General features: G+C 60.0%; 21 protein-coding genes. 8 read left to right on the top strand and 13 right to left on the bottom strand.

What is annotated here, in order from left to right; genetic code table 11:
* Positions 1–11: 11 nt before the first annotated feature.
* From ACR2TX_RS22530 to ACR2TX_RS22510, 5 genes are all read left to right on the top strand, one after another.
* Positions 12–593 carry a hypothetical protein gene (locus ACR2TX_RS22530; protein WP_077730709.1) on the top strand — a complete coding sequence of 194 codons (582 nt, stop codon included), beginning with the start codon at positions 12–14 and terminating at the stop codon, positions 591–593.
* Between the two features lie 91 nt (positions 594–684).
* Complete coding sequence (locus ACR2TX_RS22525) at positions 685–1,812, top strand: RHS repeat-associated core domain-containing protein (protein WP_077730708.1); 1,128 nt, start codon at positions 685–687, stop codon at positions 1,810–1,812.
* A 76-nt stretch (positions 1,813–1,888) separates the two neighbouring features.
* Complete coding sequence (locus ACR2TX_RS22520; RefSeq protein ID WP_139841062.1) at positions 1,889–2,383, top strand: hypothetical protein; 495 nt, start codon at positions 1,889–1,891, stop codon at positions 2,381–2,383.
* An 83-nt stretch (positions 2,384–2,466) separates the two neighbouring features.
* Entirely contained in the window at positions 2,467–2,829 is a 363-nt protein-coding gene (locus ACR2TX_RS22515) for an RHS repeat protein (RefSeq protein ID WP_077730706.1), read from the top strand.
* Between the two features lie 274 nt (positions 2,830–3,103).
* The gene (locus ACR2TX_RS22510) at positions 3,104–3,460 is read left to right on the top strand and encodes a hypothetical protein (RefSeq protein WP_434130748.1); all 357 of its coding nucleotides are present in this window, start codon (positions 3,104–3,106) and stop codon (positions 3,458–3,460) included.
* A 318-nt stretch (positions 3,461–3,778) separates the two neighbouring features.
* Here ACR2TX_RS22510 and ACR2TX_RS22505 read toward each other — a convergent pair whose 3' ends face one another.
* The 6 genes from ACR2TX_RS22505 to ACR2TX_RS22480 form a co-directional block, all read right to left on the bottom strand.
* Entirely contained in the window at positions 3,779–5,200 is a 1,422-nt protein-coding gene (locus tag ACR2TX_RS22505) for an alanine/glycine:cation symporter family protein (RefSeq protein WP_434130747.1), read from the bottom strand.
* 515 nt (positions 5,201–5,715) lie between these two features.
* Entirely contained in the window at positions 5,716–9,036 is a 3,321-nt protein-coding gene (locus ACR2TX_RS22500) for a PAS domain S-box protein (RefSeq protein WP_434130746.1), read from the bottom strand.
* 873 nt (positions 9,037–9,909) lie between these two features.
* A complete protein-coding gene (locus tag ACR2TX_RS22495) occupies positions 9,910–10,677 on the bottom strand; it encodes an alpha/beta fold hydrolase (protein ID WP_077730701.1) in 768 nt (255 codons plus the stop codon).
* Positions 10,664–11,929: a glycosyltransferase gene (locus tag ACR2TX_RS22490; RefSeq protein ID WP_168175435.1), complete on the bottom strand. Its 1,266-nt coding sequence runs from the start codon at positions 11,927–11,929 to the stop codon at positions 10,664–10,666. The genes ACR2TX_RS22495 and ACR2TX_RS22490 overlap by 14 nt, the downstream gene beginning before the upstream one ends.
* Before the next feature lie 5 nt (positions 11,930–11,934).
* On the bottom strand, positions 11,935–12,771 hold the full coding sequence (locus ACR2TX_RS22485; RefSeq protein WP_434130745.1) for an HAD-IIB family hydrolase: 837 nt from the start codon (positions 12,769–12,771) through the stop codon (positions 11,935–11,937).
* Positions 12,768–15,230 (bottom strand): sugar phosphate nucleotidyltransferase, encoded by a 2,463-nt coding sequence (locus ACR2TX_RS22480; RefSeq protein WP_077730698.1) that lies wholly within the window; start codon positions 15,228–15,230, stop codon positions 12,768–12,770. Before ACR2TX_RS22480 ends, ACR2TX_RS22485 begins: the two co-directional genes overlap by 4 nt.
* Before the next feature lie 221 nt (positions 15,231–15,451).
* Between ACR2TX_RS22480 and ACR2TX_RS22475 the strand changes: the two genes are divergently transcribed.
* The 3 genes from ACR2TX_RS22475 (at position 15,452) to ACR2TX_RS22465 (ending at position 21,344) form a co-directional block, all read left to right on the top strand.
* Entirely contained in the window at positions 15,452–17,869 is a 2,418-nt protein-coding gene (locus ACR2TX_RS22475; protein WP_086134149.1) for a sucrose synthase, read from the top strand.
* Positions 17,870–18,006: 137 nt separating this feature from the next.
* Entirely contained in the window at positions 18,007–18,516 is a 510-nt protein-coding gene (locus tag ACR2TX_RS22470) for a MarR family winged helix-turn-helix transcriptional regulator (RefSeq protein WP_086134150.1), read from the top strand.
* Between the two features lie 362 nt (positions 18,517–18,878).
* A complete protein-coding gene (locus tag ACR2TX_RS22465) occupies positions 18,879–21,344 on the top strand; it encodes a mechanosensitive ion channel domain-containing protein (protein WP_434130744.1) in 2,466 nt (821 codons plus the stop codon).
* A 494-nt stretch (positions 21,345–21,838) separates the two neighbouring features.
* Here ACR2TX_RS22465 and ACR2TX_RS22460 read toward each other — a convergent pair whose 3' ends face one another.
* The 7 genes from ACR2TX_RS22460 to ACR2TX_RS22430 form a co-directional block, all read right to left on the bottom strand.
* A complete protein-coding gene (locus ACR2TX_RS22460; protein ID WP_434130743.1) occupies positions 21,839–22,390 on the bottom strand; it encodes a hypothetical protein in 552 nt (183 codons plus the stop codon).
* A gap of 180 nt (positions 22,391–22,570) precedes the next feature.
* Positions 22,571–23,806, bottom strand: a complete 1,236-nt coding sequence (locus ACR2TX_RS22455; RefSeq protein WP_077730692.1) for a patatin-like phospholipase family protein — start codon at positions 23,804–23,806, stop codon at positions 22,571–22,573.
* Positions 23,807–23,860: 54 nt separating this feature from the next.
* Complete coding sequence (locus ACR2TX_RS22450; RefSeq protein WP_086134154.1) at positions 23,861–24,034, bottom strand: YqaE/Pmp3 family membrane protein; 174 nt, start codon at positions 24,032–24,034, stop codon at positions 23,861–23,863.
* Positions 24,035–24,287: 253 nt separating this feature from the next.
* Positions 24,288–24,437, bottom strand: coding sequence for a hypothetical protein (locus tag ACR2TX_RS22445; RefSeq protein ID WP_168175433.1), 150 nt, complete (start codon positions 24,435–24,437; stop codon positions 24,288–24,290).
* A gap of 266 nt (positions 24,438–24,703) precedes the next feature.
* Complete coding sequence (locus tag ACR2TX_RS22440; RefSeq protein ID WP_077730689.1) at positions 24,704–24,937, bottom strand: glycine zipper domain-containing protein; 234 nt, start codon at positions 24,935–24,937, stop codon at positions 24,704–24,706.
* Between the two features lie 57 nt (positions 24,938–24,994).
* A complete protein-coding gene (locus ACR2TX_RS22435) occupies positions 24,995–25,117 on the bottom strand; it encodes a hypothetical protein (RefSeq protein WP_276205397.1) in 123 nt (40 codons plus the stop codon).
* Positions 25,118–25,136: 19 nt separating this feature from the next.
* Positions 25,137–26,144 carry a formylglycine-generating enzyme family protein gene (locus ACR2TX_RS22430; RefSeq protein WP_434130742.1) on the bottom strand — a complete coding sequence of 336 codons (1,008 nt, stop codon included), beginning with the start codon at positions 26,142–26,144 and terminating at the stop codon, positions 25,137–25,139.
* Positions 26,145–26,166: the final 22 nt, after the last annotated feature.

Below are 26,166 nucleotides of genomic sequence, written 5' to 3'. Positions count from 1 at the left end.
GCAATTAATTAATGAGCATGACAATTAACTCGAATTCTATCGCTAAGGTTTTGATCGTAATTGGGGTCGCGTTTCTAGTTAACTACTTTTCCAACCATATCTTAAGATATGGTTGGAAAATGTGGATAGGAAAAGAGATTTGTTGGCGTAACATAAAGCTATTTGTCGATGATGATTATTTTGTTTTCCCAAATACTGATTCATCTTTATTTTCAATTTCGAATGATCAGCCTATATTAATCGGTAAATTTGACACATCTAAAACAACCTTCCCTAATGAAAGCTATATTATGATTGGAGATGCAAAATTTGATATTGACCGATTATCAGAAGCATTAAGTAAGTTGTGTGCAAGAATAAACTGCGAGAACTATAAGAAATACTCCTATATTGAGAATGGCGTGCCTGTAACATGCATTCAGTTCGAAGGTACTTCAGAGACTTTGGATAATCGGCAGTTCCACGTATTTTGCAAAGTGCAAGCAAGCAAGATTTTAGTTGAGTATCACGGAAGTCAAGACAATTTTGATGAGTTCAAAACACAACAACAGCAGACTATAAAAGCTATTGCAACGAGCGTAATCAACCCGTAAAAGGGTTAGCCCGCGTAGGGCGAAATAGCGTACTCGCGTATCCCAATCGCAAACGGTTGTCCGGGGAGCGCCCGGATAACCCTTCCGCCGTATGAGAGCGGTCCATTCGGCGCATTACGCTGACGCTAATACGGTATCTACACGAGCTGAAGTCAGGCAGAACGGAGCCGTCCAGGCCACCTACGGCTATGACGCCAACGGCAACCGGACCACCGTCAACGGTGTCGAAGTCGCCACCTACGACGCCCAGGACCGGCTCACGAGCTACAACGGAGCCGCCTACGCCTACACCGCCCACGGCGACTTGACATCGAAAACGGTGGGCGGGCAAGTCACCGGCTTCCGCTATGACGGTTTCGGTAACTTAAGGCAGGTGACCCAGCCGGGCGGCACGGTGATCGACTACCGGATCGACGGCCAACACCGGCGCATCGGCAAGCAGGTGAACGGGACTCCGGTCCAAGGCTTCCTCTACCAGGACAGGCTCCGCCCGATCGCGGAACTGCATGGCCAGAACCAGATCGTCAGCCGCTTTGTCTATGCCGATAAGGCCAACGTGCCGGCCTACCTGATCCGGGGCGGTAACACCTACCGGATCCTCACGGATCACCTCGGTAGCCCCCGGCTCGTCGTTAACACGGCCGACGGCACCGTGATGCAGCGGCTGGACTACGACCCTTGGGGCCAGGTCATCCTCGACACGAACCCCGGCTTCCAGCCCTTCGGCTATGCCGGCGGCCTCTACGACCGCGACACCGGCCTGGTCCGTTTCGGCGCGCGGGATTATGATCCGGAGACGGGGCGCTGGACGACGAAGGATCCGATAAGGTTTGCCGGCGGGGACACTAACTTATACGGATATGTCTTGAATGACCCGGTGAATTGGATCGACTCGGATGGGCAACTTTTTCAGCAAATAGCGGCCGCTGTCGTTGTTATTGCTGCTGGAAAAGCAATTTATGATTTTATCGACGCGTACTCAGAAGGTATGCGAGACGCGGAACGCGTGAAGAAGGCTAAACGTGACGACGATGAAGTGATGAGCAACATTCTAGCGGGCAAACCAATCCCGAAGAATTATTGCCCAAATGCAACCTCTGATGCGATTAAGGACCTGACGAAATCAGCAGCAGACGCTGCGCTGAAAGGCGCACAGGTTCCTGGGACATATGCTGGAGGAGCTCTTGCTGACCCCGTCCCAACATTCAAAGACCCTTAAAGATCGCAACCAAATTTCTTGCTCTATGAAAATTCGGCGGAGTTTCGTTCTTCTTGTCGCAGTGTGCATAATTTCGTTGGCATCGTTTGACATCGACAGGAGTGCTTTATTTGTCCAGAAATATTTGAGGATATATGACACGATTTTCGTTGGAAGTGCTATTGTTAATCGTCCAAAAAACTGGGTAGTCTCATATTCAAAGGAAAAGAGCTCGAAACGCGGATTTATTTACGGTATTTTTCCTGCTATTAATGCTGACGAAGCGGTTGATGAAGTTATTTATGTTTTCGAGAAGGTCAGCGAACCTAATAAGAAAGTAATATTTTCTGAGCTTGGTCCTTCAATGGTCAGAAAAGCTAACGATGTAATGGTTATGCTTGAAAAGGAGCCAAGCCATAACCCTTATACTCGTGTTCAGGTGTTCGGATTTGATGCTATTCTTAAAAAAAATAATAGGAATTCTGAGAAGCAATATACAATTAACATTCCGGATCTTTCGGTATTTATCGTTACGGAATGTTTAGAAGATTTGCCGGAGTTTAAAATCACTGGTCAGAAGAATCTGCATTGAATGCGGTGAGCCACGAAGTGCCCTTCGATTAAACTCCGCATAGGCATCGATCGCGAACTTATACCTACACTGCCAACGGCGACTTGACATCGAAAACGGTGGGCGGGCTGGTCACTGGCTTTACCTATGACCTGTTCGGCAACTTAAGGCACGTCACCCTGCCAGCCGGCACGGTGATCGACTACCGGATCGACGGCCAACACCGGCGCATCGGCAAGCAGGTGAACGGGACTCCGGTCCAAGGCTTCCTCTACCAGGACAGGCTCCGCCCGATCGCCGAACTGGACGGTGAGAACCAGATCGTCAGCGCCTTCGTCTATGCCGATAAGGGCAACGTACCGGCGTACCTCATCCGGGGCGGCCACGCCTATCACATCATTTCCGACCACCTGGGGAGCTCCCCGCTCGAGCATTTTCATACCTACTGTACGGGTACTTGCGAGTAGGTCGGAAATCCTTTTCCGACGGTACAGTTGGGCCAACGGGTTCGTCGGCAAAGGATTGCCGACCTACGACTGTAGCACCCTGTAGGTCGGGAGTCCTTTCTCGACGCCACGCCCCGGCCGAGCGTCTGTCTATTTCAGCGTGCATCTCCGACCGTCCGACGAAAACCAGGATGCAAGATTAACGAAAGAGCTGTTCCGCTCGTACTGCCAAGATATACCAACACCCGGCAAGGTGTTTTTTACAGCGGATCTGGTGGGTAACGAACCGAGGAGCATGCCTATCGGCATCCGGATCGTCGAACAGGAGTTTACGGGTGGCGATGAAAGCCATGCTGAGAACTTCAAGGATCTTCGCACCATCTCGGAGGTTCTCGCCAAAACCTATTCCAGAGGTGTCATCGAATCGCATTTTGACCTTGATACGAATGGGCATTACGCGATCTACTTGATCAAGGGCGGCGCAGGTGCCGTTCCGCATCAAGACACATTGAGAATCCCGCTCAATGTCGGCGCCGACTCCGGCGTAGAGCGCTTGACGACACGAATCGCAAGCCTGTTCGGTATCGCATCGGGCCTAGCGCTGATTGGCTTTGCGGCTTCTCGCTTTCGGCGAAGGCGCAAGATTCTTTAGATGGCCGTCCGAGGCTTTTCTTGAACGATGGATCGAAAGACGCGTTACCGATTTTGCAACACGGGTAACGACAATACCTATTAAGGTTAATGACGCGATCAACATCAGGTCTTCTCCCATGCATTTGGACGATTATGCAAAGGCAAAGGTTTGCATAAGGTCGAACGCCGCGCATTGATCAATCTCATCGTAATCTGCCGGCACTCGGCCAATTCCTGCGGACCGGCAAATACCGGTGGCGGCGAGGCCACATTCAGGTCTGATCGGCCGTTCTTGCTCGTTGACCGCTTTGGGCGAAACTTGCGAGCCGCCGTTCGGTCAGGTGCGGGGATCTCCCGATGTTGCCCGAGCAGACCGTCGCGCCTTAGGCGAAGACTTGGCGGCTGTTTCAGGCGCCGCGCTGCTCTCAGGCCGGCTTTCCAGTTTGAAATAGCGGTTGGTTTCTGCCTTGATGACTTTCGACAGCAATAGGAGGCCGATCAGGTTGGGAATGGCCATCATGCCGTTCATCAGGTCGGAGAAGTTCCAGACGAATTCCAGGCTGGTGGTGGCGCCAACGATTACGGCGGCAACGAAGAAGATGCGGTAGATGCGGATGGAGCGCGGCCCGAACAGGTATTCCACCGCTTTTTCGCCGTAATAATTCCAGCCTATCAGGGTGGAGTAGGCGAAAAGCGCCGTGGCGAGCGCGACGATGAAGGTCCCGGTACTGCCCAGCGTTTCCGCCATGCTGGCGCTGGTCAGTTCTCCGGCACTGACGTCTTGCATCCATGGGTTCGCGGTGAGGATCACCAGGGCGGTCATGGTGCACACCACCAGGGTGTCGATGAAGGTTTGCGTCATGCTCACCAGCGCCTGCTTGACCGGACCGTCGGTGCGCGCGGCCGCTGCCGCGATGGGCGCCGAACCGAGTCCGGATTCGTTGGAGAACACGCCGCGTGCGATGCCGTAACGCATGGCGGTGGCGAGGGTAGCACCCGCGAAGCCACCACCGGCCGCGATCGGATTGAAGGCGTGGTAAAAGATCAGGTACAGCGCATGCGGAATTTCGGCGGCATTGAGGACCAGCACCACCAGCGCGGCGCCGATGTAGCCGACGATCATGAACGGAACCAGCAGCGAGGTGAACCGGCCGATGGAGCGGACGCCGCCCAGGATCACCAGTGCCGTCAGTACCATCAGCACCAGCCCCGTGGCGAGTGGAGTAATGTGAAAGGTGCTTTCGAGTATCCTGGCAGTGGAATTGGCCTGCGTCATGTTGCCGATACCGAAGGTGGCCAGCGCGGTAAAGACCGCGAACAGTCTGCCCAGCCAAGGCAGGCCGGCACCCTTTGCCAGATAGTACATCGGCCCGCCGCGCATGCCGTACTCTCCCTTTTCGCGGTACTTGACCGCCAGCACCGCCTCGGAATACTTGGTGGCCATGCCCACCAGACCCGTCAGCCACATCCAGAACACCGCGCCGGGACCGCCGAGGGTGATGGCCGTGGCAACACCGACGATGTTGCCTATGCCTACCGTGGCCGCAAGCGCCGTCATCAGCGCGGCGAAATGGCTGATATCGCCGGCGTGGCCGTGATCCTTCGCGAAGATAAGGCTAAAGGCTCGGGGCAGGGCGCGGAACTGCACGCCGCGCAGCAATATCGTCAGGTACAGCCCGGTTCCCACCAACAGGGCGAGCATGGGTGGTCCCCATACCCAGCCCGATAATGTGGCAATCAGCGTTTCGATTTCGCGCATGGATTTTCCTTGAAGGGTTTCGGACAGTATACGGAGGAATGCCGTTTCAAGGCTTATTCCATCCGACATTCAAGTGAACATTAGAGCGTTTTCCATCCCGGTGTACGGATTCGTTCCAGGAGGGGAGAACGTAGGTCGGCAATCCCTTCCCAATCGCAAACGGTCGCTTTAGTCGCGACCCTTCCAATCGCAAACGGCATCTCTGGGAGCGCCAGAGCTGCCCTTCCGACAAAGCCCTTCGCCGAGCCGATACGTCGGCAAGGGATTGCCGACCTACATATCCGAATCCCTTACACCGATTCGGAAAACGCTCTAATCGCAGGGTGAGTTAGCCCCTCGGCTTCGCTCGGGACAGGCCCTTCGACAGGCTCAGGACAGGCTCCGCGTAACCCACCGGTTCGAGGCCGCTCGGTGGGTTACGGCCTCGCGGCCTAAACCCACCCTAAAAAAATCCTTATTGAAAGCGATGCGAGCACGGCGGCGGTCTTCGTTCTGACCATCGCCGTTAGGGGCGATCAGCGTCCCGTCAAGGCCAGCGGCAGGCGGACGACGAACTCGCTGCCCAGGCCGGGGCCTTCGCTCCTCGCTTCGACCGAACCGCCGTGCAACTCGACCAGGTGGCGCACTAGGGACAGCCCGAGGCCGAGCCCGCCTTGCGACCGGTCGATGGAACGGTCCGCCTGGGTGAACAGATCGAAGACATGAGGCAGCATTTCGGCCGAGATGCCGATGCCTTCGTCGCGGACGCTCACCACGGCTTCCGGCCCTTGCCGCTCCGCCAGGAGCCAAACGTGTCCGCCCGCTGCCATGTACTTGGCGGCATTGTTAAGGAGATTCGACAACACCTGAGTGAGCCGCACCGGATCGGCGTCGAGGCACACGGGTTCCGGCGGGAGCGAAACTTCAAGCGTGTGGTTGCCGGCCTCGATGAGTGCCTGGCTGGTTTCGACGGCATGGCCGATGATGGTCGCCAGATCGACCCGCTCTTTTTTCAGGGCGATCTTGCCTTGAGTGATGCGCGATACCTCCAAGAGATCGTCCACCAGCCGGACCAGATGATTCACCTGCCGTTCCATCATCGTGAGCAGCGTCTGGGTGCGTTCCGTCGCAGGGCCCGTGCCGTCGGACTTCCGCAGCACGTGCAGACCGGTGCGGAGCGGCGCCAGCGGGTTTCTGAGCTCGTGAGCCAGCATCGCCAGAAACTCGTCCTTGCGGCGGTCGGCCTTGCGCAGGGTCTCCTCGATCAGTTTGCGCCGAGTGATGTCGTTGAAAAGAACCGCCACTTTTCTTTCGGATGGCGCGCCAATCCGAAACGCATACACGTCGTAATGGCGATGAAGTTGCGCGGCGAAATTTTCGAAGCGCATCGGTTGGCCCGTCAGCGCGATCTTTCCGAAGATCTCGAACCAGTGTTCCTCGAGCAACGGAGCGATTTCCCGTATTCGCCGGCCGACCGCGTCCCGAATTCCGCTCTGCCGCTCGAAAGCCGGATTGACGATGAGGAACCGGTAATCCACGGGTCTCTCGCTTTCGTCGAACAACACCTCGATGGTGCAGAAGCCCTCGTCCATGCACTCGAACAGAGTGCGGTATTTCTCTTCGCTCTCGCGTAACGCCTCCTCGGCCCGCTTGCGATCGATGAGGTCGGCGGCTTGCCGGGCGAGAATATCCAACAGGCGCAAATCCCGCTCGGACGGCTGGTGCGGGCGGCGCCAGTGCGTGGAAATCATGCCCACCAGCTTGCCGCTCCGCGAGAACAGGGGCGTCGTCTGGCAGGCATGAATTCCGGTTTGCAGATATGTCGCAAGATCCTCGGTGCCCTGCATGAAATCGCAGTTCTCCAGGTCCGGCGCGATGACGCGCCGGCCCGTGCGCAAGGCCGCGCCGCATGTCGAATCCGAGGAGTCAGCGCTTACCCATTCCCAGAACTTTGCCGCTTGCGGATTGAACCCGCGGAACGCCAGCAGCCGAAGCTCGCCGCCGCGGCCGCGCTCGGGGTAGAGCATCTGCATGCTCGCGTATTCCGAGTGCATGATGTGCGCCGCCGCATCGATGATTTTTTCGTAGAGGGCCTGGATGTCGTCCTCGTGAAGAAGCGCTGCGCTGATGCTCTGCAGGAGCTGAGTGTCCTGCAATTCCGCCTCGAGCTGGGCCCGGTTCTCGCGCAATGCTTCCTCGGCTTGTTTGCGCTCGGTGATATTGCTGGCGGCACCGAACCATTCGACGATATCGCCATCCGCACTCATCAGCGGAACCGCACGCGAAAACGTCCATCCCAAGCTGCCGTCCGCTCGTCGGACGCGATGCTCGAGCTCAAAAATGCTCTTGGTCCGGATGGCTTCTCCGATGGCGGCGATGATCTGCGGCTGGTCGTCCGAGGGAATGTATTTCTGAAGCCAATTTCGGCTCGGCTCTTCCGTGTCGGCTAGGAAATCCCGGCCGTAAAGCTGATACATCTCGGTCCAATCCGAGCTCATGCGATAGATCGTCTGGGAACTGGCCATCACCAGAGCGCGGAAACGCTCTTCGCTCTGGCAAAATGCTTCCTGAGCCCGCTTGAATTTCGTCGTCTCGCGCAGCGAAAAGACGAGGCCCGCAGTCGCTCCGTCGTTACCCTTGACGGGCGTCAGGCTCCAGTCCCAATAGGTGGTGCCGCGTTCGGGCTGATCGGGGAAAACGAAGGGCCTGTCCTTGTAAAACACTGCATCGCCGGAATCCCGGACTTTTCGGAAGATCGCCTCGTTTTCCGCGTTGGGATACAAGGCGAAATGGTTGTTGCCCACCATGTCCTCCGGTCTCATCCGGCAGGTTTCGGCATAGGCCGGATTGACCCAGACGAAGTTGAACTGCCGATCGAGAAAGACCAGCATCACATCGGTGGTCCGCAGGACACTATCCAGCAGGCTTTGCTCCCGTCGCAACGACTCCTCGACCTGCTTGCGTTCAGTGATGTCCTGGATGGTGCTGAGGAGAAGCGTCTGGCCGCCGATGCCGACCCAATCAACGTTGAGCGACAGAACGAGCCTGGCCCCGGACCTGGACTTGTGCGTGATTTCCACGTCGCGTACTGCCGCGCGCTGCCGGAGTTCGGAGGCTATCCGGCCCCGTAACCATACGTCCGGGATGCCCAGGTGCCCGCTGTTCTTGCCCAGCACCTCTTCCCGGTTGCACTCGAAGATCTTCAGAAACGCGTCGTTGACGGCTACGAGGGTCCGTTCGGGCATCTTCGTCAGCGCCATGCCGAAGGGGGCCTTGTCGAAGATGGCGGAATAACACTCCTCGCGCTCGCGGGCCGCGTCGGCCTCACGCCGGATGTGTGCCGCATCCGGGCGGGCCTCGGCCCCGGTTTCCCTCCCCCCTGCGTCGACGGGCGACGTCTCGGCTCGAGGCTCTTGTTCCGCCCGGACTGGCTCGGCTACATCTTCGACGTGGTGAATGATATAGAGAACATCGCCATTTTCATCGAGCACCGGCGTGTTCGAGGATTTCGAGAAACGGCCCTCGAACCCGCCGCCCTGTTCGGGCCTGCGGATATCGTGCTGCCGCATGGCCCGGGCGTCGGGGAGGCGGTGCCGCAGCACGCGTTCAAACGAGGCCCGGCTGTTCGCCTCCGGCCCGAACGGGCTGTCGGGATTGTCGGGGAAGACTTCGAAGACCGGCCGCCCCACGATCTCCTCGCGCCGCTTCCTGGTTGCCCGCAGATAGGCGTCGCTAGCCGCCAGGATGGTGAAATACGGGCTGTCGGGTGCCAGCACCAAAATACAGGCCGGGACGGACTGGAAAAGGACCTGGAAGTCGGGGCGCGATGCCGGTATATCGCGCTCAGCCGTGCTCATGCTTTTCCCTCCTGCCGTTTCAGCGGACAGGGTTGCGGCTGGCAACGCCGGGTGGACAGCTGCGCGACCGGCCGCACCGCGAGCATGTCCGCCCCGGCCGGACGCGGTCGCCGTGCGCCGAAACCTCGATGCATCACGTACGGCGTTCCGCCAGCGAGCGGGAAAGCCGGTGCAATGTCCGGCTGCATTGGGGCCAGGCCGGGGATAACGCGGCCCGGGACCCGGGGCGGTAGGGAAGCATTAAAGTTGAACATCACGGGAGCTACTTGGCACTAAGTTGCGGCGCACCCGCCGGATGGCTTTTCAAAAGTGCCCGAGGGCGAACAGGAAGAAGTGGAGGATCTGGAGCGGGGCCATCCAGTTCGGCTTTATTTCAGAGGTGTAATGGGTGCGCGCACATAGACCCGTTTCGGATGTCTTGCGGACGGCGACCGAACTATAGCCTATAGCCCACATCTTGAAACATCTTGGATTTTGAGGCGTTCCCTCGGCTCATTGGACGCGCCCATCGAAGTCGTAATCACCTTCATCAACCCTATAGAGGACCTCGAAAAACCGCCTTCCCGGCGGTTTTTCTCTTCGCCAAGCCCAAACGCGGTTTGGGCTTGGCTTACGTTTTCAACTGCTTACGCGGCTGAAAACGACGGGGCATCCCTGCCCCGTACGAGCACCTCGAAGTTTTTCGAGGTGCCCTATAGCGATATTCATCTGAACGGGCGCTCATTTTCGCATTAGGCAGGACGCAAAAAAAGAGCCGATGGCTTTACGGTAATTGAACGGACGAGCATGGGGCGGGGAGTTCGCGTCACGGTTACATCCGCCACACGTGGCAGATTTCGAGGCCTGCCGTCGCAGTTCAGGTTTTTTGTGGCGTTACTCTTGAGTCGGTAAGCCGCGTTCAGTTTCCAAAAACCGTTTGATATGCGGAAGAACGAGATCGCTGCGGACGAAGCTTTCGGTATGCTTGAGACCGGGCAACGGGACGAAGGCGGCGTGAGCGATGTGTTTGGCGCATTCCCGGACGGCCGGATATCTCGCATCTTCCTCCCCGACGAGGAGCAGGCACGGCATGGCCATGGTCGGGAGGACGTCTTCCAGTGCCGGCCGCTCTTGCGCAGCGGCCGCGAGCGCCCGCAGGTCGTTGGCCAGCACAAGTGGCCTCAGTTCCGGCGGGATGCGCTGTTCCAGGACGGACTCGAGAGCGGTGAGGAAAGCTCCGGGGTCCGCGCCGTCGATGTGCCGGAAGGCGTCCCAGCTTTGGTCGGCATAGGGATGCGCTCCGACGACGAGCAGGGCGTCGACGCGTTCGGGCGCGTATTTCGCCATGCCGAAGCCAATCCAGCCGCCCATCGAAAAGCCGAGGAAGTTCGCTTTCGGGATCTTTAAGGCATCGAGCACGGCGACGACGTCCGCCACCCGGTTCGGCAGCGCATAGGCAGCCGGGTCGTGCGGCTTGTCGCTGGCGCCGTGGCCGCGGGCGTCGAGCAGAATGCACCGGTTATCGCGGCACAGTGCCCGGACATACCCGAACTGGCGCCACGCCTCGGAACTGCTGGTAAATCCGTGGTGCAGCACCAGCGGCGGTCCTTCGCCTTCCGCCTGGTAATGGATGCGAACGCCTTGGCTGTCAACGTAAGGCATGGGCGTCGTCCCGAATCGAGCGATAAACGTCCGCTATGGCGGACGCGACCGACGGCCAGGCGTAGCGGGTCCGGGCTCTTTCGGCCGCGGCGGCGCGCATGCGGCGGCGTTCGTTCTCGGGTGCCAAGAGGGCGTCGAGAATGCGGGCGGCGAATGCGGGAGGGTCCGCGGGATCGGCCAGATAACCGTTCACGCCGGGTGTAACGATATCGGTGGGTCCGCCGTGTGGCGTGGCGATCACCGGGGTTCCGGAAGCGAAGGCCTCGACCAGCACCAGCCCGAAAGGCTCATAAGGGGAAGGGCAGAGGAACAGGTCGGCCGCCGCGTAATACTGAAACAGTTCCTGATCGGTCAGGCGGTGAAACCAATGGATGGCGTCCGCGATCCGAAGCTCGTTCGCCCGCCCGAGCAGGGCGTCGCGATAGGCCGATTCGTCGGGCGAGGGCTTTTCCGGGCCGATCGGAATCAGGAAAGTCACGGTTTTGCCGGTTTCCCGCAGGGTTTTGACGACCTGGGGAATGGCCTCGATCAGCTCGAGAAAGCCTTTGCGGGGATCGAGCCGGCCGACCGTAAACAGCAGGTAGTCGGAGCTGAAGCCGAGCTGGCGTTGAAGCTTCGTCTTTTCCAGGCACAGGTGGAATACTTCCGTGTCCACGCCTCCCGGAACGATGCGGACCTTCTCGGCGCTTGCTCCGTAGCGCCCCGTCAACGCGTCCCGCTCGGTCCGGCTGAGCGCGATGACGGCATCGGCCGCGTCCAGGATCTTTTTTTCCGCGCGGATTCGAACATCGTAGCGGAACTTCGAGCCGTCCGGGGTGGGATCGGGTACGCGGTCCCGTTTCAGGAGCCCCAGGGAGTGGCTGGTAAACAGCAAGGGCTTGCCGAGAGCGAGACTCGCCATGAGCGCGCTTGCGCCGCCGTCCCAATAGTGGCCGTGGATGGCATCGGCATGCCTCAGCCAGGTGGTCTGCCTGAATAGCGTATGCTCGACGAATTCCGCGAGATGGGGGCCCATGTCCTCCTTGCGGAGAAAGCCATCCGGCCCCATCGGATAGCGGAAGATCGTGGCGCCGTCGCAAATGTCCTGGCGCACCGCTTTCCCGCCCCAGCGGCGGGTGTAGACCCGAACCTCGTGTCCCTGGCGGGCGAGCTGTTCCGCCACGCGAGCCTCGTAAATGCATTGTCCGCCCGCATCCGGTTCGCCGGTTACGGCCAGGGGGTCGCTATGGGGGCAGAAGAAGGCAATCCGCATCGCTGCTACCGCTGGGTGTCTCGTTTGGCCTTCGAGCCGCTCGCAGCGAGCGGCCATAATCCGTAGTGGCGAAGTCCTTGGATGATGCCGTCGCCGTAGAACGCGTCGGCGATAAACAATCGGGCGCTATCGTTACGCTTTTGCTGCTCGGAAGCCTGAGCCCGGACGTCTGCCGGAGTATTGCCGACCAGAACGCCGCACACGCCCGAGAGCAGCGCGTCGAGATCGTTCCCGGAATCGCCCGCGAAGAAGATGCGGTCGCCGGCCAAGCCATAGCGCTCGGCGACGTGCCACAAGGCGTGGGATTTCCCGGCATTGGCGGGAATGATGTCGAGCAAAGCCCGTCCGGAGGATTCCTCGATGCTGGAAATCATCTGCAAATCGTTTCTCACCGCCCGGACCCGATACATGATTTCCGCCAGCAGCTCCCGGCTGACGGGCTCCGGGTAATAGAAGCTGAACTTGTGCGGTCCTTGCTTTTGCGGCTCCTGAGGCGCCAGGCGCGAGATCCTGTAAAGCGACCGGCGCAAGGCTTCGCGGTCTAGCGGCGGTCCGAGCCGGCTTTGCCATTCGCGATCCTGCGCGCCCGTCTGATCGTAAACCTCGGTGCCGACGTTGCAGATCCACCAGGTCGGCTGCGGCAGCCGGAACACGGCCTGCCCTTGCTTGGCCAGAGCCAGATAGCGTCCGCTGACGACGCAGATAGGGCAGTCGGCTTCGAGCAGAGTCCGAAGAAGCGCCTGGGTCCGCTCCAGGCAGCCGGAGTCCGGAAGTTTGCCGGTATTGGGCAGCAGCGTGCCGTCCAGGTCGGACGCGAATAAGAACGGAACGCCCGCGCTCATGGAATCAGACTCCGTACGCGCTGGCTGACCTCTTGTTCCAGTTGCACGAGCCGCGCGGTGTTGGACGCTTCCATGCTGATTTCCAATTGCGGGGCGTCCGCGCTCGGCAATACGTAAACCCAATCGCCGTCCAGATCGAGCCGCACGCCTTCGGGGGCGGCATTCATGCGAGCTTCCGGTCGTTGACTCAGTTCGCGCATCACGCGCCCGATGTGATCCCAGGGACAGTGTAGAATCAGGCGCCGGCAATGGCTGATCGGGATCTGGCGCTCGAAATCGTGCAGGGTCAGGTGTTCCCTGCCGAGGAATTCGAGCAGCCGAAGAGACGCCGCAACCGCGCCATAGCCGAGATAGAAGTGGACGAAATGCAGCCAAACGCCTTCGGATTGCATGGCTTTCTTGACGGCATTCAGTTGGGCCGCCGGCTCCTTGTGCGTAATGATCAGTCGCCGCACTCTGGCGTCCGCCAGCTCGGCCAGAAATTTCGGATGATCGGGCGGCAGGAAGACCGGCTCCTCGGGCGGAGCGCCGATGATGAAGGCTGCGGTCAGGAGCTCCTGCGTCCGTTCCGCCCGGTGTATCGTTCCCAATTCGTCGACCAAGGTTAGTTGTTCGCCGCTTCGCTCGATGATCAGGGCGATCTTCCGGTTGAGCCTGGCGATCTCCGCGATCGGTTCGTAGGGTATGGCGGAGACATCCGAATTTTCTCTACATTCGCTCTCGAGATGATGCAAGCCGTTGCTGCCGAGCAGGTCGCCGAGTATCCGCGCCAGATTGCCTTCCCGGCAGTAATGGAGTACGCGATCGACCCAGGGTTGGGTGGCGGATCGGCTGAGATGCTGGCGAAGGTGTTCGGCATATCGTTCGTCGACGCGGCCGGGATAAGTCAGGTTACCGACGTTCTCGATGGACACCTTGGGAAACTCGGCCCGGTAGAACATCGCTTCGATCTTGCGGCGCGCGCTGCGCAGCAAAGGCAAACCGTCGGTGTCGAAAAGCTCGATGACGGCCACGCTGGGGTGCTCGTCCGAAATGCGGATATGGACGCCGCCGCTCAAATGGCGGCCGAAGCAGGTGATGAAGCGCGTCTCCGGCAGGCTGGCCTCTTCCAGGTCGTCGATATTGACGCCCACCGCCAGAAGACCGGAGATGAACGCCCGCTTGATCAGCCGGGAGAATGGGTGCGCATCGCGGGCGACCGCCACTCGGGCGCCGCGCTGAATCCAGCTGCCGAAGGCCTTGCCCAGCGCCGCCGCATATTCCGGCGTGATGTGGAGATTGGCCAGGCCGCTGACGCCGCGCGATCCGAAAATCGAAGGACGCAGCAGCGATTCCCAGACCAGGTTTTCGCGTATCGTCGTGTTGCTGTTGATTTCCTTGTCGGGCCAGATCGAAACGCCGGGTATGACCACGACCTGGCGTCCGAGATGGCAGCGGGAGCCGATGATCGCGTCGTCGCCGATCTCGCAGCGGGCCTCGATGACGGTGCTGCCGCCGACGATGCAGTTGCGCAGGTCGCTCGACTCGCCGACGAACGAGTTTTTCATGACGATGCTGCGGTTGACGGTCGCCCTCGCGTCGATTTCGACGTCCGGCGCGATGACGGAATACGCGCCGATTTTGACGCCGGATCGGATCCGTACGTTGTCGCCTATCCAGCAGGGCGAGCCGAGCTCCGCGTCCTTGGCGATCCGCGCGCCGTCGCCAAGCCATATCCGTTCTCCGATGAGATTTCCGCCGAGCGGCAGACGGACCTTTCCGTCGAGCAGGTCCCAGTGCGACTGCTTGAGCTGATCCAGGGTGCCGATATCGCTCCAGTAACCTTCCGCGACATAGGCGAACAACGGAATCTCCTGTTCCAGGAGTTTCGGAAAAAGGTCGCTGGCGAAATCGTATGGAATGTCCTCGGGTATCGCCTCCAGGATTTCCGGTTCTATGAGGTAAATGCCGGTGTTGACGGTGTCGCTGCACAATTCGCTGAGGCCTGGTTTTTCCAGGAAACGGACCACGCGGTCGTCCTCGCCGGTTACGACGACGCCGAACTCGCCGGGGTCCGACACCCGTTTCAGGCACAGGCTGACTTTTGCGCCCTTGGCCTTGTGAAAGGCCCAAAAGGCTTCGAGATCGAAATCCGTCAGCGCATCGCCGGCGATGACGAGAAACGTCTCGTCGAGGAAATCCGCGCCGAGCTTGACCGAGCCGGCCGTTCCCAGCGGCTTGTGTTCCAGGGTGTAGTGCAGGTTCACGCCGAAATCGCCGCCGTCTCCGAAATGGTCGCGGATGGCGCGGGGCCGGTAATGCAGTGTTGCCAGCAAATCGGTGAAACCGTACGAGCAGAGATGCCGCGCGATGTGCTCCATGATCGGCTTGCCCAGCACGGTGACCATCGGTTTCGGTATGTTCTCGGTAATGGGTCTTAGCCGTACTCCCTGACCCCCGGCAAGAATGACTGCTTTCATGAATGATCTCCCGCACCGAGTTGGATCGATTTCTGATGATGGCTCATAATTTGATTTCAAAATGTTTGTTGGGATTTGTCAACCTCGTTGATTGCGGATGACAAGATAACCATATGTTAATGATATGGTGGGTGCGGACGAGGCTCCAGAATTGACAGGAAGTGCAAGCTGAATAATTATTTGACATCAAAATAAAAGAGACCGGATCAGTGGAAACGCTTATGACTGAAAAAACGCGGGGCGACGATTTGATCGTGCAATTGCGCGCGTTTCTGGACGCCAGCCCCACCGTGGGCCATCGGGTGCTCCATCAAATTCGAAAACTGGAGCGCGGTTTTTTGCAGCGTTCCGATCTCTGCGACGCTTTCGCCGACGTTTGCACCGCGGAAGATGCGCCCGAGGGGCTAAAGCAAACGCCCTTGGCAAAAACCATACGCTTTACTCAGGAGGCCGCGCTTAACGACGCCTGGGTCTATCTTGCCATCCGGCTTCGCATCGCCACCTGGCGCTATGTGCGCATCGCGCTCGAAGGGCTGACGGTCGAGGAGGTGACGGTGCAGGACTTTCTGCGTTTCAAGGAAGGCTTGGCGACGAGGCAGCACGATATAGACGAATGGCTGCTGGAAATCGATTTCGGGCCGTTCTCCCGCGAGTTTCCAAAGCTCCAGGAGGCGAGATCGATAGGCCGCGGCGTGGAGTTCTTGAACAAACATCTGTCCCGGCAACTGTTCGACGAATTGGGCGAGGGCGGCGAACGCATCTTGAATTTTCTGAGCATTCACTCGTTCCGTGGCCAGACCCTGATGCTCAACGAGCAGATCAGGAGCGTTCGCGACTTGCGCAGGGCCTTGCGCCAGGCCGACGACATGCTCGCCGGCCACGAGCCTTCGGCGACCTGGGAGGAAGTGGCGGCGGCCTTGCGCGCCCTAGGGTTCGAGACCGGCTGGGGGCGCGAGGTCTCTCGCATCCGCGACACCATGAGCCTGCTTCAGGATCTCCTCGAGGCGCCCGATCCGCGTGGATTGGAAACCTTTCTCGCGCGTTTGCCCATGGTCTTCTCGCTGGCGATCATTTCGCCGCACGGCTATTTCGGTCAGGCCAATGTGCTCGGCCGTCCCGACACCGGCGGGCAGGTGGTCTACATCCTCGATCAGGTGCGCGCCCTGGAGACCGAAATGCGTTCCCGCCTGTTCGAGCAGGGGCTCGACATCGAGCCGCAAATCGTGGTGGTGACGCGGTTGATACCGCAGGCGGAGGGGACCAGCTGCGACCAGCGGCTCGAGCCCATTTCCGGAACGTGCAACGCCCGGATACTCAGGGTACCTTTCCGCAACGTGTCCGGCGAGATCGTGACGCACTGGATTTCCCGGTTCGAGGTCTGGCCTTATCTGGAGCGTTATACCCTGGACGCGGAGCGCGAGCTGCTCGCGGAGCTCGGCGGGCGTCCCGACTTGATCGTCGGCAACTACTCGGACGGCAATCTGGTTGCGACCCTTCTGTCGCAACGCCTGGGCGTGACCCAGTGCAACATCGCCCATGCCTTGGAAAAGACCAAGTATTGCCATTCCGATCTGTTCTGGCAGGATAACGAATCCCAATACCATTTTTCCTGCCAGTTCACCGCCGACCTGATCGCGATGAACGCGGCCGACTTCATCATCGCCAGCAGCTATCAGGAAATAGCGGGTACCCGCGACAGCGTGGGGCAGTACGAGAGTCACGCGGCGTTTACCATGCCCAAGTTGTTTCGGGTCGTGAACGGGATAGACGTCTATGATCCGAAGTTCAACATCGTTTCGCCGGGCGCCGATGCGGCGGCTTATTTCCCCTACACCGCCGCCGACCGGCGCCTGCCCCATCTGCATGCAGAAATAGAGGAGCTGATCTACGGCGAGGCGGAGAAGGCCGACGCACGCGGGGTCCTGCATGAGCGGGACAAGCCGCTGCTGTTCACCATGGCGCGGCTGGACCACATCAAGAACATCGCCGGACTGGTGGAATGGTTCGGCGCTTCCGAGAAGCTGCGCGGGGAGGCCAATCTGCTGGTGATTTCCGGTTACGTGGATCCGGAACGTTCTTCCGACACCGAGGAAATCGGACAGATCCGGCGCGTGCACGCCTTGTTCGACCGGTACGGGCTGGACCGGCAGGTGCGCTGGCTGGGCCTCAGACTGCCCAAAAACTTGGCCGGCGAGCTTTATCGCTACGTGGCGGACAGCCGCGGGGCTTTCGTCCAGCCGGCCTTGTTCGAGGCCTTCGGACTTACGGTGATCGAGGCGATGGCTTCGGGCCTCCCCTGTTTCGCCACCTGCTTCGGCGGGCCTTCGGAGATCATCGAGGACGGACTATCCGGCTTTCACGTCGATCCGAATCATGGCGATGCGGCGGCGGAACGCATCGCGCGTTTCTTTGCCAGAGCGCGCAACGAGCCGGAATACTGGGCGCGAATCTCGGAGGGAGCGCTCGCGCGGGTTGCCCAACGCTATACCTGGCAGCACTATGCCGAGCGGATGATGACCTTGTCCCGAGTCTACGGCTTCTGGCGCCACGTGACCGACTTGGAGCGCCGGGAGACCCAGCGTTATCTTCAGGCTTTATACAGCCTGCAATTCCGCCGTCTGGCCCAAGCCATGGCCTGATTTCGAGCACGTTTTAGCCTATGGGAATTAAAGAACAATTTGTAGGTCGGCAATCCTTTGCCGACAAGTCCGTTGTGTCGGCAAGGGATTGCCGACCTACCTCGGGCGCTACGCCAAACTGGAAAATGTTCTAGCGTATGGAAATTAACGAACAAGTATTGATAGAGCTCCGGCGCATCGTCCGTGCGCTCGATCTGCAATCCAAGCAGTTGCAAAAGGTGGGACTGACCGGCTCTCAGTTGATGGTTTTGCGCGCCTTGACGAAACAAGGGCCTTTGACGGCCAATCAACTCAGCCAGGCGGTCAATCTGAGTCAAGGGACGATCACCACGGTGCTCGACCACCTCGAGCTCAAGGCCCTGATCCGGCGCGAGCGCAGCGCGGAAGACAAGCGGCGCCTGACCATCACCCTCACCGACTCCGGCCGGGAGGCACTCCGGCATGCGCCCTCGCTGCTGCATGTCGACTTCGTGGCCGCTTTCCGGCAATTGAACGACTGGGAGCAGACTCTCATCCTTTCCAGCCTGCAACGGGTCGCCGGCATGATGGATATGTCGCGCGTCAAGCCCAAGCCGGTTCACGATGCCGAATGCATCGAAGCGGGTTTGCGGTTCCTCACCGACGATGCCGAGGATGCGGGATGCTGACGAGCCGGCTGGTGGGGCGGCCTCTGGCCGCGGGTTAATCCGGGGCAGGGATGCCCCGGCGCGGCGACAAGCCGCGTGAGCCCAGGCCGGGCGTGTACCGGCCTGGGCGGCGGCCCGAAATACCAGGAGGGTATTTACGGGCCTGATTAATAAATTCCGCTCCCGAACATTATTGATCGGCCCCTGTTCAAGATCGTACGAGGTACTGCAACCCAAAACGCTTTGCAACATGTAGCGTCCGGCATCACGCCGTCACGTCAAACGCATTAATTCGAACCAATAAACGCTATCAAAATGGGGGGTACTTAATGGGTCCTTCAAAAAGAACCCTATATCGATCCGTAATCGATTTGTCGCTGGGGATGCTTGTTTTTTGGCTGGCCCAATCTGCGCTGGCTCAGGAGACGGCTCAGCCGGCGCCGGGCGAGGCCGAGGCGGCGAAACCGGCTCTTTCGGCAGAAGAAGCCTTGAATCCGGTCGATCGCATCAAGGCCGGCCGACAAGAGGTGGCGTCCGCCATGGAGTCGGTCCGAAAAGCCATGGATGCGGGATCCGCATCCGGATCGGACAGGGCGGCCGTACTGAACCAGCAGCTGGAAACCCTGAAACAGCTTGATTCCGTTTTCGAGCGGCAGCTCGCGGCGCAGCAGGAAATCGAGACGCTGGCGGTCGAGGAGCGGAAATACCTGGAAGCTGCGAAAACGCTCGAGACCAGCGATGATCCGGTGCCGGTGAGCGAACTGGATAACGCGTCGTCCGAGTTGAGCGCACAAACGGCGCGCCTGTCCGCGCTGAGAGCCGCCGTCGATCAGGCTAACGCTCAGGTCGAGCAGGCGCGGGCGGCTGTGGCCGGGAAGCAAAAGGAACTGGCCGCCGACGAGGGCGAGAAAGCCGCTTCGTCAGACAGGGAGCTCGATTCCCTGCGTTTGCAATCGGCCCGGTGGGAACTTAAGCAGGCCGAGGAGACGCTGCGGCTCGGGGAATTGAACCTGGAAAGGGAAAAACGAAAGCTGACCGTTGCCGATGCATCCGTGAAGCTGCTCGAACGGCGCCTGAGCCTGTTGGCCGGCCGCGTACAATTCACCGACAAGGAGCTTGAGGAGCGGCTGCAGCAAATCGAGAAGGAAGAACTCGAACTGAAGCGCGAATTGAGAAGAATGGACGGCCAGCAGATCGCCAACGAAAGTCGTCTGCACGATGCGAGGCAGCGTATGGCGAACGCGCCCTTGGACAAACTCGGGGAGCTGTCGGAAGAGGTCGAAGCGCGGCGCTTGGCCAAGGAATCCTTGGAAACGAAGATTTCCGGTTTAAACAAGCGTGTGGAGTTGATCGGAACGTGGAATATGGCCTGGCAGCGGCGCCACGCCGTCGTCAACGGTATCGGCAAGCCGGTGGAATGGGTGAAATGGAAGGAGGAAGCGGTCGACGCCCTGGCCGCGCTCGACCAGACCGAACGCGCCGTGATTCTTTTGCTCCAGGACTGGAAAAAGCAACTGATCTCGATCGAGAACAAGCTTTCCAATTCGGAGCGCGACGGCGGAAGTTCCGCGCGCTGGCTGGAACAGCAGCACCAATCGGTGGAATCGCTGATCGACCACTTGCGCGATCAGGACGCTTATCTCGAAAAGACCCGCGGCCTGCTCCAAAAAGTCGTCGAGTCGGTCAACGACCGTACCGAGCACCGAAGCTGGCGCGAGCTGGCGGAGTTGGTCCTGGATACGGAATTGAACGGCAACCGGGTGCGCGACTGGGGTTTGGCGCTGGTAGCGGTGTCCGGGCTGTTCAGCCTGCTGGTGTTCGTCCGGAATTTTCTCATCTCTGCTTTGCAGCGTTATCTCGAGCGTCGGCAAAACGTTCTGATCGGTGAGTTCTTTGCCGGCGTCCGGCAAACCCGCACGGTCTTTTTACTCATGGTCTCGGTGTTTGCGTCGACGCTGCTGCTGCACCTGGATCCGACGCTCAGCGGCATCATACGCAAACTGACCATCGTCACGCTGCTCTTCCAGGTTTCCACCTGGGTGAGCTACTTCCTCAGAGTTTGGGTCTTCGACTATTTGGGCAAAAAAACCAAGCGTGACCAAACCAGCCTGGGAGCGCTGTCGATTTTCAATTCGCTCAGTCAACTGGCGGTCTGGTCGCTGGCGCTGCTGCTCGCGCTGCAAAATTTCGGCGTGGATATCACGGCGCTGGCGGCCGGTCTCGGAATCGGCGGCGTCGCGGTCGCGCTGGCGCTGCAACGGATACTGGGCGATCTGTTGTCCTCGCTGTCCATCGCTTTCGACAAGCCCTTCGTGGCCGGCGATTTCATCATTTTCGATCAGCTCATGGGAACGGTCGAGCACATCGGTATCAAGACCACCCGCATCCGCAGTCTCGACGGCGAGCAGATCATCTGCGCGAACAGCGATCTGCTGAATACCCGGATTCGCAATTTCAAACGCATGCGGGAGCGGCGCGTGGCGTTTCAAATCAGGCTCGTTTACCACACGCCGTACGAAAAGCTGGTCAAGGTCCCAAGCCTATTGCGGAATGCCGTCGAGGCCCAGGCCAACGTCCGTTTCGACCGCGCCCATTTCAAGGCTTACGGCGAATTCTCCCTACTGTTCGAAGTCGTTTACTACGTTCTGAGCGCCGATTACAACGATTACATGAACGTGCAGCAGGGCATCAATCTGATGATTTTCGAATCGTTTCAGAACGAGGGATTGCAGTTCGCGTTTCCCACCCGTGCCTTGTACCTGCAAGGCGTACCCCAAACCGGCGAAGCGGCGCTGTCGGCCCTCAAGTCCGCCGAAGGGAAAACGACCGCACAGCTGCGCGCGGGTTAATCCGGGGCAGGGATGCCCCGGCGCGGCGACAAGCCGCGTGAGCCCAGGCCGGGCGTGTACCGGGCCTGGGCGGCGGCCCGAAATACCAGGAGGGTATTTACGGGCCTGATTAATAACGGCTGGGCGATTCGGCGCTGCCGGCCAGCAGTACCCGATGCCGAAGCCGCCGGATCGCCGTCCAAAGCCGAGGCTGCCAGCTTTTCGCGGCTATGGACTCGTTCGTATCTCTTAAGCCGGTGCTCGGTAGCAGGTATCTTCGTCGGCAAAGGATTGCCGACCTACGACCGTAGTACCCTGTAGGTCGGGAATCCCTCCCAATCGCAAACGGCGTCTTCGGGAGCGCCGAAGCCCCCCTTCCCGACGGTGCGGTCGGGCCAAGGGGTTCGTCGGCAAAGGATTGCCGACCTACGAATGCTTGAATCAATTTACCGTAGCCGAAGGCGCCAGCGACTTCCGCCACGCCTGTTTTGTCGTACGAGCGAAATGAAAACGCTCTATCGAGCGGGATGATAGAGCAGGCTCGGATCGTGCGGGGCGTTTCCGATAATCAGGGTGGTGTGCCAGGTCGGGCGGTATCGCCGCGTATCGGCCAGATACCGGAGCGATACGCGGGTATCCTCGTCTTCTCTGGAAAACACCGCGACTCTCCCGGTCCTGGCCTGCTCTTCGGTCAGCGTCCATGCATCGCCCAGGCAAGCTCCGACGGCCTTCTTGCCTTCTTCGAAACTCTGCCGGGCAGCGGCTTCGTCGGTTTTGTTCCACAGGCAGTAATAATGTTCGTTGCCGCTCCATTTCCACACCTCGCAGGCCGTATCGGGAAAAATGCTTTCCGCATCCCAGCGGTCGCCGAGGCGGTGTATGCTCTTCGCGCCCTTGATGTTTTCGAAGCGATTGTCGGCCGCGGCGATGACCGCTTTCAGGCGGGGACAGGCGTCTCCTTCGGTCGCGGTTTCCCGCCCGCCGGGCTGGCTCGCGCATGAGACGGCCATTACGGCAAGCATCGGCAGAATCGCGCGCAAGCCAAAAGCACTGATTCGTACGCCCATGTCGTTCTCCTTTCCTAGAGCAGTTTCCATTCGTACGTAAGGATGGCCTTAGTGCGGGAGCGGGCCGAAAACCAATCCGACAGCCGCTCCAAAATCAATCAATCCGACCGCGACCGGAGCGCCCCGGTGCCGTCCGTTCGACTTGAATTCCGATGCCGTCGCGGCTTCCGAGCATTCCGCTCAAGGCGGCTCGGTGCGCCAACTCGAAGGATTCGCACCCATGCGTTCCCCGAGGTCCGCCAGGGCGTTCATCGTTTCCTTTACGAACACGCCCGGTTTCGGCGGCGTCCAATCGGCGGGAACCGAGATGACCCGGATCTCGACATCGGCGCCTCTCTTCAATTTCGAAATCTCGGCCAATGCGTAAAGATGGCGTAGCGCGTTGACGGTAGCCGACTGGGTCGCCAGGTTGGTGCTGCGGCGCATGATGGCGGCCCAGGTCTGCCGGGTGATTTGCGGCAGAAAACGGAACTGGTTGTTGAGGATGACCCAGTAACGCTGCTTGGGGATCGGCAGGTCCGGGTAAGTCTTCTTCCAGACCGCCGAAAAGCTGTCTTCGTCGTGCGTTCTCGCGCCATACAGGATATTTCCGGTCACGCCTCCATCGACATACAGCCGGCCGTCGATCTCGCGCGGCGGGAAGACGCCGGGCACCGCGGCCGACGCGAGGAGGATGCGGTGCACCCGATCCACGTCACCGGTCCGGAGAGCACTTCTCGCTTCCTCGACCACGTCCCAGGCGCGCATGTCCCCATCATCGAGATTGGTGGTATTGACCAGCAGCATACGGTTGCGCCTGCCTTCCCGGACGATGCGGTTCAGAAACTCCGAATCGATCGCTTCCGCGATATCCCGCTCCAGCCCCGGAATGCGGGTGAACGACGCGTAGCGCGGCAGGAAGAACAGAAGCCCTCGAAGTTTCACGATGTCCGGACGCGGTTCGCGGTACATATTCAGGACCTGATCGATGGTCCGCTCGGTTCCGAGAAAAGCGAACGGCGCGATCAAGGCGCCGGTGCTGACGCCGGTCACGACGTCGAATTCGGGACGTGCCATGGGCCCCTTCGGAACCCGTCCCCAGCCCTTGAGAAAGCCGGCGCCGAAGGCTCCCCAGTCTCCGCCTCCGGAGATCACGAGAGCGTCGATTACAGGCGGTTCGGATCTGACACCCAGGACATAGTCGTCGTACTCCTGCTTGGCCCGCGTGACGAGCCGCGGCGTGAATCCCTTGATTTCCGCGTTGACCAGACGGTCGCTGGCCTCTCGGGCGCTGAGCAGTTCCTGCTGCGAAAGCGACGGACGCAAGGCGGGACCGCAGCCCGCAGCCAGGATCAGCAGGACGAACAGCAGGCACTTGAAAAGGTTTCGGACACTCATGATCGCGAGCACGACGCGACCGACGATCAGGCTAGCCATCCTGCCAATGCCGGCGTTTTGGCGGATAACTCGCCGGTCGGCGGCCGTTTCCGGTCAACGAGTGAGGATGATGTAAAGAGCGTGAATGACGCCTGGGACGAAGCCCAGCATCGTCAGCAGAATATTCAGCCAGAAGGCGCCTGCAAGCCCGACTTCCATGAAGACGCCCAGCGGCGGGAGAAGAATGGCGAAGATAACCTTGAAAACATCCGTGAAGGTGACCGTCATGATAAGACCTCGCGTTGAAGTTCTGGCGGATTGAATGCAATCCGGTCAAGGCAATGCGAAGGGACTCTTTCGTTTTGACCGAAGCGGCGCCGAAAAAATTGCGTTCCAGCGTGCCTGAATCGGAACCCGAGCCGGCTCCAAGGCTTTCCCGGATGTATCGGGTAGGCCTGACTACTAGCTTCCCGGCTGGCAAGGGCTCGAATTTTCGCTATCGCTGCATCGCTTTCCGACGAAGCGAGTGAAACTAGCCCCGTTATCCTGCGGCGCCGATAGCCGACGAAACGGCGCGAAGGATGACAAGGTCGAAACGCTGCACGATATCGGCATCGAAACGGATGTTGATCCGCCAGGGCATATACGGCCGAATCCGATCCTTGCCAAGAAGGCATTGTCTTGCGGACATGGGGGCTTTGCGCTTGCGGCCATTATTGGTTGTCGAATGAAGGAGCGGAAATACGGGCATTAACGTATCCGTCGGAGCACGACGGGTTTCGCGCCGGACTCGCTTTCCTTGATCTTGCCCGATTCGAAGGGTATGGCTAATGCCGATGGACGTTCCTCGTCAAAGGTCGACGATCATTCGTTCGATCCTGTCCACATCGATATTCGAGTCGTCGGCGGCGCGGTGTTTTCCATCCCTCCCGGCATGCGTCCCGAGTGGCCCGGCGGTTACGGATTGGTTTGCGGTTGTGGCTGGCGTCCCTGCTGATAACCCTGCTCGTAAGCCCGTTGTTCGGACTGTTTGTGCTTGTCGTAGAGATAACTGCCCACCAGTCCGGTGCCCGCGCCGATGGCGGCGCCCAGGCCGGCGTTGCCGGCGATGGCACCGATCGCCGCGCCGGCGCCGGAAAACAGCGCCGCCGACAGGAGGATGGCTTTGGGAAAAAAGGTTGAGATTTGCATGACATTAGGCTCCATGGGTTGAAAAGCAGAAACTTCGGAAATCCGTGGTTGGGCGCATCATGCCGCCGCCCCCATTCTCGCCAGCAGACCCAGCAGGATGAACACCCCGACCAGAGCCGGCGTCAAGGCGACCAGAAACCCCGGCATACAGCCCGGACGCTCGCCGACTCCGGCGATCACGCCGAACTCCAGGCTTCACTTACGGCTCGGTTTGGCCGGTTCTGCCTGTCGCCCGCACGATGCAGCGGAAGCCCACATGGCAGGTGGAGGTATCGACCGGTTCCGGGAAGCGGGCCGCCGGGCGGTAGCGGCGGCAGTAATTCTCCGCGCAGAGATGGGAACCGCCCTTGAGCACCTTGCGCGGAATCCGGATCACGGGCTCACAGGGATCGAAGCTAGCTTCCTCCCGCCCGCCGCGCGGATTCCTGGGAACGCAGCAGGCCGCTTGCCGCGCGGACGGGTGGCCGGGTTCGTACCAGTCGGCGGTCCATTCCCAGACGTTGCCGATCATGTCGTACAGGCCGTATCCGTTGGGCGGAAAGGCTCCCACCGGGGAGGTGCCCTCGTAGCCGTCGACGACGAGGTTTTCCCAGGGAAACCGCCCCTGCCAGTAATTGGCCAGCATCCTGCCCTCCGGCGCCAGTTCCTCGCCCCAGGCATAGGCCACGCCGTCCAACCCGCCGCGGGCGGCCCGTTCCCACTCGGCTTCAGTCGGGAGCGCCTTGCCTTCCCAGCGGGCAAAGGCCTCGGCGTCGGCAAAAGTGACGTGGACTACCGGATGCCGCTCCAGCCCTTGGAGGGAACTCTCGAGGCCTCGCGGATGCCGCCAGTCGGCGCCTTTCATGTAGGACCACCAATTTCCGATGTCGCGGAGATTCACCGGCCCCGGCGGCTTCACGAACACCAGCGAACCGGCGTAGATCATGTGCGGCAAGGCGCCGGGGTAATCGGCCGGATTCGGCGGGATTTCGGCGAAGGTGACATGCTCGGTGGCGGCCACGAAGCGGGCGAACCGCTCGTTGGTCACCGGAAAGCGGTCTATCCAGAAACCGTCCACCGCTACCCGGTGCGCCGGGGCTTCCTCGGGATAATGCCGGTCCGATCCCATCAGAAACGTGCCGCCGGGGATCCAGACCATATCGGGGAAGGGCGGCTCGGGGGCAGGGGAGGCGAAGCGGATCGCCGTCTTGGCTTCGGTGTGGATCATGGTTGAAATCCTTGTACCGTAT

Origin of the sequence: Methylocaldum sp. GT1BB (assembly GCF_051027545.1) — a bacterium.
Lineage (GTDB): Bacteria > Pseudomonadota > Gammaproteobacteria > Methylococcales > Methylococcaceae > Methylocaldum.
The sequence above is the reverse complement of the archived record's forward strand: the minus strand, read 5'-3'. Positions and strand labels throughout refer to the sequence as shown.

Bases quoted from the DNA above. Each gene is read 5' to 3' on its own strand.
- ACR2TX_RS22525 (WP_077730708.1), top strand. From the start codon at position 685: ATGAGAGCGGTCCATTCGGCGCATTACGCTGACGCTAATACGGTATCT.
- ACR2TX_RS22475 (WP_086134149.1), top strand. From the start codon at position 15,452: ATGACTGAAAAAACGCGGGGCGACGATTTGATCGTGCAATTGCGCGCG.
- ACR2TX_RS22495 (WP_077730701.1), bottom strand. From the start codon at position 10,677: ATGCCTTACGTTGACAGCCAAGGCGTTCGCATCCATTACCAGGCGGAA.
- ACR2TX_RS22465 (WP_434130744.1), top strand. From the start codon at position 18,879: ATGCTTGTTTTTTGGCTGGCCCAATCTGCGCTGGCTCAGGAGACGGCT.
- ACR2TX_RS22445 (WP_168175433.1), bottom strand. From the start codon at position 24,437: ATGTCCGCAAGACAATGCCTTCTTGGCAAGGATCGGATTCGGCCGTAT.
- ACR2TX_RS22530 (WP_077730709.1), top strand. From the start codon at position 12: ATGAGCATGACAATTAACTCGAATTCTATCGCTAAGGTTTTGATCGTA.
- ACR2TX_RS22470 (WP_086134150.1), top strand. From the start codon at position 18,007: ATGGAAATTAACGAACAAGTATTGATAGAGCTCCGGCGCATCGTCCGT.
- ACR2TX_RS22505 (WP_434130747.1), bottom strand. From the start codon at position 5,200: ATGCGCGAAATCGAAACGCTGATTGCCACATTATCGGGCTGGGTATGG.
- ACR2TX_RS22485 (WP_434130745.1), bottom strand. From the start codon at position 12,771: ATGAGCGCGGGCGTTCCGTTCTTATTCGCGTCCGACCTGGACGGCACG.
- ACR2TX_RS22440 (WP_077730689.1), bottom strand. From the start codon at position 24,937: ATGCAAATCTCAACCTTTTTTCCCAAAGCCATCCTCCTGTCGGCGGCG.
- ACR2TX_RS22460 (WP_434130743.1), bottom strand. From the start codon at position 22,390: ATGGGCGTACGAATCAGTGCTTTTGGCTTGCGCGCGATTCTGCCGATG.
- ACR2TX_RS22455 (WP_077730692.1), bottom strand. From the start codon at position 23,806: ATGGCTAGCCTGATCGTCGGTCGCGTCGTGCTCGCGATCATGAGTGTC.
- ACR2TX_RS22430 (WP_434130742.1), bottom strand. From the start codon at position 26,144: ATGATCCACACCGAAGCCAAGACGGCGATCCGCTTCGCCTCCCCTGCC.
- ACR2TX_RS22480 (WP_077730698.1), bottom strand. From the start codon at position 15,230: ATGAAAGCAGTCATTCTTGCCGGGGGTCAGGGAGTACGGCTAAGACCC.
- ACR2TX_RS22450 (WP_086134154.1), bottom strand. From the start codon at position 24,034: ATGACGGTCACCTTCACGGATGTTTTCAAGGTTATCTTCGCCATTCTT.
- ACR2TX_RS22510 (WP_434130748.1), top strand. From the start codon at position 3,104: ATGCCTATCGGCATCCGGATCGTCGAACAGGAGTTTACGGGTGGCGAT.
- ACR2TX_RS22490 (WP_168175435.1), bottom strand. From the start codon at position 11,929: ATGCGGATTGCCTTCTTCTGCCCCCATAGCGACCCCCTGGCCGTAACC.
- ACR2TX_RS22500 (WP_434130746.1), bottom strand. From the start codon at position 9,036: ATGAGCACGGCTGAGCGCGATATACCGGCATCGCGCCCCGACTTCCAG.